The sequence below is a fragment of the Hyunsoonleella sp. J2K-J805 genome (assembly GCF_057167125.1).
The window spans coordinates 97899-111753 of the sequence record NZ_CM169901.1; the positions used below are offsets into that span (position 1 = coordinate 97899).

The 13855-nt window shown below is 32.3% G+C and carries 12 protein-coding genes; 1 reads left to right on the top strand and 11 read right to left on the bottom strand.

The window, feature by feature from the left end:
* Positions 1-11 precede the first annotated feature (11 nt).
* The 7 genes from AC1B0Z_RS00410 to gap form a co-directional block, all read right to left on the bottom strand.
* The gene (locus AC1B0Z_RS00410) at positions 12-2075 is read right to left on the bottom strand and encodes a tetratricopeptide repeat-containing sensor histidine kinase (protein ID WP_483793497.1); all 2064 of its coding nucleotides are present in this window, start codon (positions 2073-2075) and stop codon (positions 12-14) included.
* Positions 2076-2142: 67 nt separating this feature from the next.
* Positions 2143-4236, bottom strand: a complete 2094-nt coding sequence (locus tag AC1B0Z_RS00415; RefSeq protein ID WP_483793499.1) for a tetratricopeptide repeat-containing sensor histidine kinase — start codon at positions 4234-4236, stop codon at positions 2143-2145.
* A gap of 318 nt (positions 4237-4554) precedes the next feature.
* The gene (locus AC1B0Z_RS00420) at positions 4555-5298 is read right to left on the bottom strand and encodes a cysteine hydrolase family protein (RefSeq protein ID WP_483793500.1); all 744 of its coding nucleotides are present in this window, start codon (positions 5296-5298) and stop codon (positions 4555-4557) included.
* 158 nt (positions 5299-5456) lie between these two features.
* Positions 5457-5867: a DUF1348 family protein gene (locus AC1B0Z_RS00425; RefSeq protein WP_483793501.1), complete on the bottom strand. Its 411-nt coding sequence runs from the start codon at positions 5865-5867 to the stop codon at positions 5457-5459.
* A 509-nt stretch (positions 5868-6376) separates the two neighbouring features.
* Entirely contained in the window at positions 6377-7096 is a 720-nt protein-coding gene (locus AC1B0Z_RS00430; protein ID WP_483793503.1) for a glycosyltransferase, read from the bottom strand.
* Positions 7093-8463, bottom strand: a complete 1371-nt coding sequence (locus AC1B0Z_RS00435; RefSeq protein WP_483793504.1) for a dihydrolipoyl dehydrogenase family protein — start codon at positions 8461-8463, stop codon at positions 7093-7095. Before AC1B0Z_RS00435 ends, AC1B0Z_RS00430 begins: the two co-directional genes overlap by 4 nt.
* 19 nt (positions 8464-8482) lie before the next feature.
* Positions 8483-9472: a type I glyceraldehyde-3-phosphate dehydrogenase gene (gene gap, locus AC1B0Z_RS00440; RefSeq protein WP_483793506.1), complete on the bottom strand. Its 990-nt coding sequence runs from the start codon at positions 9470-9472 to the stop codon at positions 8483-8485.
* A 688-nt stretch (positions 9473-10160) separates the two neighbouring features.
* On the opposite strand from gap, the gene AC1B0Z_RS00445 reads away from it, so the two are divergent.
* A complete protein-coding gene (locus AC1B0Z_RS00445) occupies positions 10161-10802 on the top strand; it encodes a hypothetical protein (protein WP_483793507.1) in 642 nt (213 codons plus the stop codon).
* 287 nt (positions 10803-11089) lie between these two features.
* Here AC1B0Z_RS00445 and AC1B0Z_RS00450 read toward each other — a convergent pair whose 3' ends face one another.
* From AC1B0Z_RS00450 to AC1B0Z_RS00465, 4 genes are all read right to left on the bottom strand, one after another.
* Complete coding sequence (locus tag AC1B0Z_RS00450; RefSeq protein WP_483793508.1) at positions 11090-11242, bottom strand: SsrA-binding protein; 153 nt, start codon at positions 11240-11242, stop codon at positions 11090-11092.
* Between the two features lie 494 nt (positions 11243-11736).
* Positions 11737-12654, bottom strand: coding sequence for a TonB-dependent receptor plug domain-containing protein (locus tag AC1B0Z_RS00455; RefSeq protein WP_483793510.1), 918 nt, complete (start codon positions 12652-12654; stop codon positions 11737-11739).
* On the bottom strand, positions 12629-13474 hold the full coding sequence (locus AC1B0Z_RS00460; RefSeq protein WP_483793511.1) for a M56 family metallopeptidase: 846 nt from the start codon (positions 13472-13474) through the stop codon (positions 12629-12631). Before AC1B0Z_RS00460 ends, AC1B0Z_RS00455 begins: the two co-directional genes overlap by 26 nt.
* Before the next feature lie 2 nt (positions 13475-13476).
* A complete protein-coding gene (locus AC1B0Z_RS00465; RefSeq protein WP_483793512.1) occupies positions 13477-13836 on the bottom strand; it encodes a BlaI/MecI/CopY family transcriptional regulator in 360 nt (119 codons plus the stop codon).
* Positions 13837-13855: the final 19 nt, after the last annotated feature.

A 13855-nucleotide genomic window follows, 5' to 3' on the forward strand; every position in this document is an offset into this window, starting at 1 on the left:
AATTTATATAATTAAGCCTCTGGCGTTTCTAATGTGATATGAAAAGCCGCTCCCTGATTTTGTACAATATTCATTTCGCCATGTAACTGCGACACAAGGCCATGTACCAACTGCAAACCATAAGAGGATAATGTATTCATATTAAAATCTTTAGGAAGTCCCTTTCCGTTGTCTTTAACGAGGAGGTTGTATTTTGAAGTGTTTTCTATGGGGTAAAAATCAATTGTAATGGCCTTATCCTCTAAAGAACCATCAGTAAATGCATACTTGTAGGAGTTTGTGATCAATTCATTTATGATAAGACCCAAGGGTACGGCAAGTGCGATTTCGATATCTTTTTTGACCAAATCAAAATCGAACCGTATTGCATTTTTACCTCTATCAAAACTTTTTTGAATGTTGGCTACCAAATCTTTTACGTAAGAAGATACCTCCACTTTAGAAAATTGATTGCCATTGTATAGGTTTTGGTGTATTAAAGCCATGGACTTTATTTTGTTCTGGCTTTCTGTAAGTATATTAATTAGCTTTTTGTCATCTTCATTACTATTGATTTGAGCTCCCAAAAGACTTAAAATGATTTGAAGATTATTTTTAACACGATGGTGTATCTCTCGCATCAATATTTTATTCTCTTCGTTTTTTGCTGTTATGGCTTTTAGCGATTTTTGTTTTAATTGATATCTATTAAATAATACTGCAAGAAGCGTTGCAATAAGTAATGAAAATACTAGTAGTCCCCATTTAATAGTGCGATCACTTTCTGCTTTTAACTCTTGTATTTTGTTTTGTTTTTCTAAAACTTCAATCGCTTTATTTTTTTCTAAAGCTTCTTTAGAAATCTTAAAACGCTCTGTAACTTTGATATTTCTATTGTCGTTAATAGTATCTTTATAAGCAGTAAATAACTTGTAATGTTTTAAACTGTTGGGTAAGTCGTTTTGATATTCATAAATTTTGGATAATTCAAAATGCAACTTTGCTTCTTTATCATTATGAAGCCCTTTCTCTTTATTTAACTCGAACTTTTTGAATTTTTCTATGGCAAAATTAAAATAACGATTAGAGTTTTTTATGTCGTTTTGTTTTAAATTAATAACACCTATTTCTTTTAAACAATAAGCCTCACGCCATTGGTTATTATTGTTATTGTAAACTTCTGCAGCTTTTAAATAATATTTTTTTGAAGTTTCAAAGTCTTTTAAATCATAATAACACTTAGCAAGACCAAGGTATGGCGTACTAGCTGTATCAGTAGATTTTAATGCTAGCATTTTTTTATAAGTAATTATAGCATTGTTATTATCACCAACTGTGTGGTAAACGTCTCCTAAAGCCCCTAAAGTCGCTTTTAACAAATAGTCTTGAATCTCTGTAAATATTTCTACAGCTTTTTTATAATTTGAAATGGACTGCTCATAGTCATTACTATCCGAATATGCTTGACCTAGATTACAGTAATACAGCCCTTTATCTTGCAATGTAATTTTCGTGTCGTTAACCAAATCCTTTACTTCTAGTAAAACTTCAGTTGCAAGATTAGTGTCAAACTCTGCTGCCAAATACACATAAGATAAATTTACGGCCGTATCAAAAAGGATATGCTTTGGTACATCATAAGCTTTGGCGGTGTTGTAAGCTTTTTCATAGTAATAAATAGCCTCATTCGCCTTGTTTTCCATACTAAGTACATAGGCTTTGCGAAGGCTTACGTAACTTAAACCAGTACCATAATCTATAGTTTCTGAAATGGCTTTAAATTTCTCAATATATAAGGTTGCACTGTCTAATTCACCTTTACGTATATGATTAAAAGCTAAATGTTGCATTGCATCAACCCTTTGCTTTTGCAACTGTTTTTCTTTTTTGGTAAGTTTTAATACTTGTTTAGCATAGCTATGTACACTATCTAAATTCATAGTTTTTGGCTGCTCGTAAGTGTTACATAATTTTAATAGTCTGGTAACTTTATCAGGTTTACTTTTTGCTTGTTTTACTAAGGCATGTAGGCTATCTAATGTATTGGTATGAGTCTGAGAATTACAATAGTTAATACTACATAATAAGGTAATCAAGCAAAAAAGACGTTTAATTTTAATCATTGTAGGGATTATATGGTGCCGTTAAAATAAAGTTTAAAAATTAATTGAGATTTGGATCTTCTAGGATAATCTGATAAGCCGTTCCCTGATTTTGTATGATTTCTATCTTACCATGAAGTTGTGCTACAAGCCCCTGCACCAATTGCAAACCATAAGAGGATAATTTACCCATATTAAAATCTTTAGGTAATCCCTTTCCATTATCTATAATTTGTAGATTATATTTTGAAGAATTTTCAATTGGATGAAAATCAATTGAAATCGTATTATCATCTGAAGAAACATCAGTAAATGCATACTTGTATGAGTTTGTAATCAATTCATTTATAATAAGGCCCAATGGTACGGCAAGTGCTATTTCAATGTCTTTTTTGACCAAATCAAAATCGAACTGAACTTTGTTTTTACCTTTGTCAAAACTTTTTTGAATATTGGCCACCAAATCTTTAACATAAGAAGATACCTCTACTTTAGCAAACTGATTGCCATTGTATAGGTTTTGATGGATAATGGCCATGGACTTTATCTTGTTTTGACTTTCAGTGAGTATGTTTTTTAATTCTTCATTGTTACTGTTATTGATCTGTGTTCCCAGAAGACTTAAAATAATTTGCAGGTTGTTTTTAACGCGATGGTGAATTTCTCGCATTAACAACTTATTTTCTTTATTCTTTTCCTTGATGATTCGTAACGCCTTTTGTTTTAAGCGGTATCTATTGAATACAACCGCTAAAAGAGAGGCTATTAGTGCTACAAAAAACAGCAAGCCTATTTTAATGTAGCGATCTTTTGCGGTTTGTAATTCTTGTAATCTATTCTTGCTCGCTAAGCTTTCAATTTCTTTGTTTTTTGCTGTAGCCTCTTTAAAATAAGCAAAGCGTTCCGTTACCTTTAGACTTTTCCGTTTAAATATTTCTAAGGCATTTTTTGTGTAAATTTTATAATGCTTTAAACTTAAATCGTATTTTTTTTGATGTTCGTATATCTTGGAAAGATGTAGATACGCATTAGTCATAGTTGTGGTATCAGCTTTGTTCGTTTCTATGGATTTTTGGTATTTTTTTATGGCACGATCAAAATAGGTGTTAGCTAATTTTGGTTTGTTGTTTTTTAGCTTGATTTTACCAAGCATGCTTAAACAATCTGCTTCCCTTTGAGTATCCTGAATGTTCTCAAATTCCGCCAATGCTTTATGAAGATACTTTTCTGCATTACTAAAATCTTTGATATTGTAATGGGCATTGCCAAGGCCATAATAAATTTCAGGTATAGACGATGCTATATTTAGCGCAAGTACTTCCTCATACGTTTTTATGGCCTTTTTATTGTTGTTGGTATTCACATAGCTTGATGCCAAATTTAATAAAGGTGCATAGAGAAATGCGGCATTGTTATCTTGGTAAAATAACGCTACGGATTTTTCATAGTTAGGTATCGCCTTTTCAGATTGGTTATTAGAATCATACGCTTGCCCCAAATTTAAATAAAACAGCCCTTTACTTTCCAAAGAAATATTATGGTTCTCTGCCAGGGGTAGCACTTCAAGCAACACTTTGGTAATAATATCTGTACTATAACCGTATTCGATGTACCATGACGTTAAATCTACTGCTCGGTCAAATAAAATTGGCGTAGGTATTTTATATGATTTTGCTACTTTATAGGCGTTTTCGAGATGATAAATATGCATATCTTCATCATATTCTAAATAACTGATGCCAGAGTAGCGAAAGTGTAGTAAGCTCAATCCTTCACCATAATCCAAGCGTTCAGAGATTTCCTTGATTTCATCAATGAAGACTTTTGCGCTATCGATTTCTTCTAACTGTAAATGCTTAAAAGCCAAATGATCTAATGCCTCAATTCTTTTCTTGGGTAGTGTGTTTTTAGATTGGGTGAGTTTTAAAACTCTACGGGCATAATGCGATAAACTATCGTAATTTCTAGTGCTATATTTTTTGTAGTAACTGCATAAGGCCAGTAGCAAGGTTGCTTTTTCTTGGGTATCATTGGCATTGTTTACAGAGGCATATAAGCTGTCTAAAGTTTTTGTGTTGACTTCGGTTTGTGTAAAGCCAACCTGAGTTGCAATCATTGCAACACATAAAAGAATAAGGTGTTTAGGTTTGGTCATTATACAATAGCGGTGATTACTTGGAAATATAATAAAAATAGACAAAATAGATTTAATGTGCTACCATGGTTATTCAGCCACGTTATGATAAAAAAAATGATGGAGATAAACGACATAAGCGCGTTAAAATAAATATAATATCAATTAATTAATAATCTGTTTATATAATATTGCCTTTCAAAAACGGCACATTTAATATCTATTGATTGTTTAGTAGAGCATGGTGAAACTAAACCCGCTGTGCATTTTGATCCCTTAAATCAAAATACCCAACGGGCTGACTAACCAAACTAACTAATTAACTAAAAACTAACCTTATCATTTCTTTTTCATCATATTCATATTTTTTAAATCTGTAACTAACTCTTCAGTGGTATATACCTTACTGGCAATCATTTTGTAATTGGTTTGTGCTGCTTGGTTTCCATCTAATCCAGGAAGTTTAGCAGAAGCTGTAGCATCGCCTACAACAGCAACTTCAAATCCGTTTTCCCCGAGTTCTCTCATGTGCGATTCTGCACAAAGATTACCAGACATACCAGCTAATATTATCTTATCGATTTTTTGTTTTCTAAGTTGTAAAGCCAAATCATTCGATTCTGGCCCGAAAACTTTATGCGGACCTGTTACCACAACTCTGTCTTTGGCAATATATTTTTTATAACGCGGTAACCAATCTGCTCCAGAGCCTTCAAAACCTTCAATTTTTAGTTGATCGCCTCTATCAAACATGCTAATATTGTGCATCAATTTTTCCAATACCCCTTCAAATTTCCAAACATGGTCATGCACATAGTAGTAATGCGGAGATACAAAAACAGGTATATCATACTGCTCTGCGAGTTTAAAGATTGTTTCTAAGTTTTCAATAGTATTGTTTTCTTTAACGCTTTCCCCAACTGCGCCCCATGCTACGCCACTAGGACTCAGAAAATCGTTCTGAGGGTCTGTGATTACTATTGCTGTGGTTTCGTCTATTACAAAACCAGGTTCTGGTAATTGTGCGTACACGCTTGTTACTCCTATAAGGACTGCTAAAATCGTTCTAATTAAATTTTTCATATTTACTGATTTTTATGGTTTATTTTGAACTGTAATCAGTTCTTTAATATATATGGTTATTGCATTGATCTCAGATTACAGAATTTGAGTATTGTTCAATTTTTCAATGGACAAAAAAGACGATTTAAATGGCCGTTCAAAACTTTTGATGTTACAGATTATAATCTTCTTTCAGATGCTTCAATTTTTAAATCATTAATACTAGCATATCGTTTTTGCATCAGCCCATTGGCATCAAATTCCCAATTTTCATTACCATAGGCACGATACCATTGGCCTTCTTTATTTTGATATTCATACTCAAACCGAACGGCTATTCTATTATCTCTAAATGCCCATAATTCTTTTTTTAGCTTATAATGCAATTCGTTGTTCCATTTGTCTGACAAAAAGTTTTGAACTTCTTCTCTACCATTGATAAATGTATCTCTGTTACGCCATTCTGTATTTACGGTGTATGCTTTCGATACTTTTATAGGGTCTTTACTATTCCAAGCGTCCTCTGCCAATTGCACTTTTTGTTTCGCAGTCTCTTCTGTAAAAGGTGGCAATGGTGGTTTTTGTTCCATAAATTATTTTTTGAGTTCTATTTAATAGTTCAAAACTATCTTTAGTTACTGTTTTTTTATCTTCTTAATTATTAGTGCTTAGATTAAGAAAAGTTTACAATCATTGAATAAGCCAAACACGTGCCAAAGCTGTGTTTTGTTTTAAGTTGTTTATTTTCAGTGATTTATAAATATTTTTGAATTTAAATACAACTACAAAAAGCACAACATATTATATATATACAGTATCTACTACTCTAAAGTTTTATAATGGTAAGTGAAGTTATTATTGTAATGTGGTAACATCTTAGTTAATGAAGGTGCTGGTTAATTGTATTTATCTAAGAGTTATTTAAATGATGTATATCTAGCACTAGGTTGATTACCCTTTATATTTCAATGAAAACCTTGGGTATTTATTAAGAATATTTGGTAGTTAGCGAGTAATTCCTTCAATTTTTTCGAAAGTATTTTAGATGTTTTTAGCGTAGAACCCAATTCTGTTTCATTTCTTTTAAGACTAATGATGCTCAACGCACATCTTTATATAATTTCACAAGAAAATGTGGCGACACTCCCATTTTAAAAAGTATTCGTATAAAGACCCATTGGAGTCTTGTCTTAGTAAAACCAGCCTTAATATGTCTTCTGGCCGAAACAACAATTTTAGGATATTTTAACTTTATCGTTTGAAAACTTTGACTCATCCTTTTGGAAAAATCATAATCCTCCATAATAGGTATTTCGTTGAATCCGTTTAATTTATCAAAAACGTCTCGCTTCACAAAGATACCATTGTCTCCATAAAAAATTCCTTTATCCGATTGCTCCCGTTTATCAAATATTCTCAAGTTTAAAATATTACCTAACCGTTTAATTTTATCATTATGACTATCGAAAATATTAGCAAAACCACCGCCATCAAAGCCTTCTCTACACACTTGAGCGATTAATGAAAACGTATTTTCATCAAGCTGCATATCTGCATGAACAAAAAATAATATGTCACCAGTTGCGACAGAAGCAGCTTTATTCATTTGACTAGCTTTTCCTTTCATCTTGCTAACAACCACATTAACCGATTGAACTAAAGCCAAAGTTACTGTACTGTCTGTGCTACCTCCATCTGCCAAAATGAGTTCTACTTCACCGTCGTAAATTTGTTTTTTTAACTCAGTGATAATTTTATTTATCAGGAGCTCTTCATTATAAGCTAAAATAATAGCAGATATTTTTAATTGACTATTCATGGTAAGGTTCTCAAGTATCGGGTAAATGCTTTTTTTACGATTTCTGTGTAAGTGGGATAAGCGAAAATAGTATCAGCCATTTTTGAAGCAGGGATTCTATTTTTTATGGCAATGGTTAATATTTGAATCCATTCACCCGCATGTGCTCCGACCGCTTCTGCGCCAATGACTAAATGATCTGTATTAAAAATTACTTTTAAAAATCCACCTGTATTTCGATCTGTAATAAATCTATCTATCGAAGCATTTACTGTAAATACTCTTATACTATTTTTTCCAATTTTTGCAATAGCTTCAGCTTCGTTTAAGCCTACATGTCCAACCTGAGGCGTAGTAAAAATTGCCCAGGGCAATACACTCAAGTCATCTTCTTTAGATTGAGGGTTCAAAATGTTATCAATGGCAATATTGGCCTGATGTGAGGCAGTGTGTGTAAATTTAAATCGGGTTGTAACATCACCGCAGGCATAAATATGAGATGCCGAAGTATGCAAGTATTTATTGGTTGAAATGCCATGTGGTGAGTATGCAACGTTTGCATTTTCCAGGTCTAAGCCCTTAACATTTGCAGACCGACCTGCGGCTGAAAAGAAATAGTCTGCTTGAATATTTTTTTGAACTCCGTCGACCTCGTAGATTAAAGTGTTTTTATTTTTAAATGCCTTAATATCAGCATTTAAAATTGATTGAATACCGTCCTTTTCTAAGGCTTTAGTCAGATGTGCTCCCACTTCTGGGTCAGTAACCTTCAATATACGTTCATTCCTCTCAATAATAACAACTTCAGAGCCCAATTGTGCTAGGGCTTGTCCTAATTCTACAGAAATTACGCCCCCTCCAATAAATACAATTTTTTTAGGTTGCTCCCTTAATTCCCAAAAGTTTTCATTATGTAATAGTTGTACCTTTTCAATCCCATTAATAGGTAATATTCTAGGTGACGAACCTGTACAAATAATAAAGTTTTTTGCTTTTAATGTTTTGTCTCCAACACTTACAGTGTTTTTATCTACAAATTTGGCTCCTGATGTATTTACAAAAACATCAATGCCCATTTTTTCAAAGACATCAGGTGTCTCATGAGTGTAAATACCTTGCACGACCTCATCTACCTGCTCCATAATTTTTTTGAAATCTACTTGAGGTTGTTGGATATCTATTCCCAAGTCCTTCATCTTCGAGATGCTTTTGTAGGCTTTTGCAGCATTCAGTAAGGCTTTACTTGGCACACAGCCATAGTGAGTACATTCGCCTCCGATTTTATTTTTTTCAATCAAAGCAGTTTTCAGTCCTTTACGATGGCCAGTAGTAGCTGCCACCAGTCCTCCCGAACCTGCCCCAATCACAATTAAATCGTACTCTACCATTTTTTATTGTTAAATCTGGTTAAATATTTTCTAAGATCTGGCGAATCATTTGGTTAGCAAACCCCCATTCGTTGTCATACCATGCCAATACTTTTACCAAATCACCGTCCACAACCTTCGTCATTTCTAAATCAATAATGGCGGCATGAGGGTCTTTGATAATATCACTTGATACGATAGGATCTTTTGTTACCCGTACCACATTTCTGTAGCGGTTTGTCTCTGCTTCCTCTTTAAATATTTGATTCAATTCTTCTTTAGACGTATTCCTGTCCATCACAAGGGTAATATCCGAAATTGAACCAATCGCTAACGGTACCCTAATTGCCATTCCATCAAAGACACCTATATATTCGGGCATTGCTTTGGTAGTGGCTGTCGCAGCACCTGTAGTAGTAGGAATTAGATTATTCATCCCCGTTCTGCCCATTCTAGTTTTTTTAGCGGGTGCATCTACCATACTATTAGATGAGGTATTGGCATGAATTGTAGTCATGATAGCTTTTTTAACACCAATCCTTCTCCCCAAAATTTCTATAACTGGACTAATATTATTCGTTGTACAACTGGCACATGAGAATATGGTGCTTTTTCCATCTTTTGTGTTTACTCCGTGTACTACGGTTGGTACACCATCACTTGAAGTTGGGCCAGAAATAACCACTATTTTTGCTCCTGCATCCACATGTTTTTGGGCGTCTTCTTCTTTGGTAAAAAAACCTGTGCTTTCGATAACGATATCTACGTCCAGTTTTTTCCAAGGCAGGTCAGCTGGATTTCTTTCGGAATAGAAAGGAATAGATTTGCCACTCACTACTAAAGTATCTTCCACTACTGTTACTTCTTTTTCAAAAACGCCATGAACACTATCGTATTTTAATAGATAAGCAATATTGTCTATAGAAGCAATATCATTGACTGCTACTATTTCTAATTCAGGATTTTCTAATATTATTTTTAGTGAGGCTCTTCCTATTCGCCCCATACCATTTATCGCTATTCTTTTCATTTTAATTATGGTTATTTAGTTATAATGTTTTCATGAATGCTTTTCTTTTTTCGGCGTTCTATTTAATAGTTAATAACACTCTTTTAGTTGCTATTTTATTTCATCTTATTGATTATCAGGATGAATTCAGATAGATTAAGAAACGTATACTACATTAGAATAAACCAAACATGTGCCAAAATCACTATTTTATTTAAGTATTTCATTTTCAGAAAGTTGCAATTAATTTGGGTGTAAGTAGAACTACAAAAAGCACAACATACCGTATATATACAGTATCTACCTCTCTTTAATTTAATGATTGTAAGTGATGCCTAGTTCTGAAATATGGCTGTAGTTTTATAATGATTAATTAATGTTAACTCATTTAAATTAAAAAAAGGATAAATTATCTACAGAAGTTTTTTAAGTAATAAATAAAAATAAATTGATATGGAGCTAGAAATGTAATTATGTCTAAATTAACAGTATTTTTCATGTTAAAGTGTTAGCCGCTAGTATTCTATTACAACAATAATGCTAACGATTTAGTGAATTTTTACTTCGTACAATAGGTAGTTATTAAATAATTAAGCCATATTTAATTATTTGTTAATAAAGCATGGGTTTTCACAATTCTCAACAAAAAAACTATAAATTCTTGTATTTTTACAATACCAAATTTTATGTATAACCCAAATTTTTAGTTATGAAAAGTAACCCGCATATCCATGCCCTATTATTATCTGTTTTTTTAACATGTTTTGTAGGACCGCTTAAAGCTCAAATGGGCGTTAACACTACAAATCCAACAGAAACACTTGATATTAATGGAACAACAGCTATTAGAGATTTAACCACCAATTCTACTACAACAACGCAGCTTCTGGGAGGCGATGCTAATGGGGTAGTGGGTGGAGTTACTGTAGGCAATAATTTAGAACTTAATAATGGAGTTTTAAGTGCTATTGGAGGTGCTACCCGTTATTTGCCTGCTATTGTTTCTGGTAATTTTTATAACACTACCACAAACAACTTGGATATGGACATAAACGGTGTGAATTCTGACCGTACTTTGTTTATTCTAAGAGGCAATGTTGGCTCACCAGGAACAAGTATTATAACAGGTATAGCTGGTGGAACAGATGGAAGATTAATTGTTATAAAAGCGGATGTTCAAAACTTTAATGTGTTTATAATTAACGAGTCTCCTTTGTCACTTCCAGAAAATAGATTTCAGTTTAACGCAAACCCAAGCGCTTCTGAAAACGTTAACGGTTATGGAAATTTTACTTTTGTTTATGTAGACTCACTACAGCGTTGGGTTTTAATTAATAAAGAGATACTCTAGGTAGTAATTTTTTTGAAATACCTCTTTATGTTTTTAAGAAATAAATTTTATTAATCGTTTAGCAGTCTTATTATTTAGTATTTAAGCTAGGTCTCTTTTGATTGTTATTATAAAAAAGAGGTATTTTAACTAAAATTGTAACATCAAATAGTAACTGCAATTACATTTTCGTGATTTTTGTTATATCTTTTGTTGTTTAGGGTAACTCATTTAGATCATTTTTATTAAATTTAATAGAAGAACTAGCAAGAAATGCATATTCATTTTCACTTTCAGCTATTTTTGATTTAATTCAAAGCATTTTTTGTAACATACCAACGCCAACCAATTATAGCCAGTTGAAGTTTGCTAGCCTTGGTTAAATCTAATTTTCTTTTAGAATAGCTTGGGAGGAGTAATTTATTAACCTTTGCTAAAAATTTAAAAACTTGTTTTTTCAAAATTTATGTGCTTAAAGCAAAAATAGTAAAACTTATTCTAGACTAAGTTTTACCTTTTTTTGAGCTAAATACTAGAAATAATAAATAGTATTACATCAACTAAAAATTTTGCAAGAGTTATCATTTTGTTTGGTATTAAAGGTTAACATTATCAATGTTTTTTCAATATATATATTAGCCCTAGTGTCCACCAAGCGTTTTTATGAAAATTGATGAATTTGAATAGTGATTTGTAAGTAAAAAAATAGAATTGGTTTCGATATTTATGTGACCTCCTTTGAATAAGTATTAAAATGAAGTTTTTTACTATGATTTTTATTTCAATATGAAATAATTATAGGGTATTTTCGAGGTGTGTTTTAAAAACCAAGGGGTGTTTTATTTAAAAATCATTATTTTTTGATTGTTTTATCTTTTTATGTCAGAAAAATAGATAAAAAAGGCACTCGTCATAGAGTGCCTTGATTTAATAACTTATTTTATGTCTTGTAACTTTATTTTTTCTTTTTTGTAATTACCTCTACCACACCATTTTTTCCTTTGTCTCCATACTTTTCTATAGCACTATCTCCTTTTAAAACATAAATTTTTTCGATATCATCTGGTTCTATATTTTTAAACTTTGACTTTTTTAGCTCTTTGCCATCAACTATAAATAGAGGATTAGTTCCATTCTTGGAACGAACAATCATTTTGCTTTTCTTTCCTGATTTTATAATTGCTTTATTTTCTTTTCCATTGCCCTTCTCTTTTATTACAATAATGTCTTCTTCCACGTCCTCGTCAATATCTTCATCACTTTCAACTATTACTGAGACTGTTTTATTGTTATTATCTTCACTTTCAAAAACAAAAGTGTTGTGTTTTGATTTTGCGTTTCCTATGGAGATATTTCCATCAGAATAACTAATCATAATCGGGTTTATGGCATCGTCATCTTTAATATTATAGCTTGCATTAGATTTTTTAGTACTGGCTTCTATTTTTATTGCTGTTATTTCATCTTCTTTATTTCGCTTTACGCCACTAAACTCTAAATTAAGTCCCAGCTTTTTTTGATTTGCGACAATACTTTCCAATGCTTCATCACTAGTATTTTTCGTTATGATGATTACTTCATCTCCTTTTTTAGCAATATTTGAACGTGTAATTGCTACAGCTTGTGTTTTAGATGATGAAGCCGCTAATGTGGTAATAGATTTTTTTTGTAATCTATTAACCGTACTATTGTTTTTAATCGGTTTACGCTCTCCCTTAGATTCACTTCTTCTAGTAACTTTTTCTGTTTTTTTTGCTAAAGTACTTCCTGTATTCTTTGGTTCTGTAATAGATTCCATTGGAGATACTAATTCAGAATCGAGCTCATAAATTGGAGCAATTTCCTTTTTAACATAAATTTTCTTTGGTGCCAAAACTCATTAAGAATAGCACTAACAGCGGTGTAATAAGTAGAAATTTTAATTGATTTGATTTACGAGATTTTGATTTGTGTAACATAACGATTCGTTTTTTGATTAATGAATTGTAAAAATTATTGCTCAAAGCCAATTGATAGGTTGGCAAACTTGTTTTAAGCAACGTATATTGATATGCCTTTTTACATTCGGTATGCGTTACGGCTGCACTATCAGCCAAAAACTCTAAATTTTGCTTTAAACTTTTAGCATACAACCAAACTAAAGGATTGAACCATAGTACAATGCAAACCAATTGCATTACTAGCACATCAAAAGAATGGTGTTGTGCTGCATGTACACGTTCATGTGCTAAGATTTGTTGTAATTCTTCAGTATTGAATTGATCAGGATTGTACACTATCCATTTAAAGAATGAAAAAGGAGCAATGTCTTTTTTTGTTTCAACATATACAAATCTTCCCGAACGCTTATGTGCATTACCCCAAACAATCCTAACAAGTGAAACCAGTTGCAGAACAAACCGAAGCAAAAAGAAGATAACACCCAAAACGTAAGCAAACACCAAATAGTCCAAAACGCTAAACGATGGCTCATTTCCGGTAGCTTCTACCGCTTCAAAAGTAAAGTTAGAAATATCAACTGGAGCGTATTCAATATAAATCGGAATAACTATAGCAGACAATGTAAATGTAAATGCTAACCCAAACAACAAAAACCCTCTGTTCAATTTAAAAAACGTGTCCTTTCTCAAAAAAACTAGGTAAAACAGGTAGAAAATGGCCAAAACACCACAAGCTTTCAATATGTATTCCATGGCTATTTTTGTTTTTCAATTATCGAAATAATCTCTTTTAAATCTTCTACACTAATTTTCTGTTCCTTGGCAAAAAACGATACTACATTTTTGTAAGAGTTATTAAAATAGTTGTCAATTGCCGCAGTCATAAAACCCTTTCTGTAATCCTCCTTTTTCACAATAGGGTAGTACTGGTGCGTCTTTCCGTAAGCATTATGCGCCACATACCCTTTATCCTCCAAATTTCTAATTATTGTAGAAAGGGTGTTATAATGTGGTTTTTCTCCGTCCATTTCCGAAAGCACATCCTTTACAAACGCCTTCTCAAGCTTCCAAAGCACGTGCATTATTTCTTCCTCTTTGTTTGTTAATTTTTCCATGTATTTTAAATATGTATTT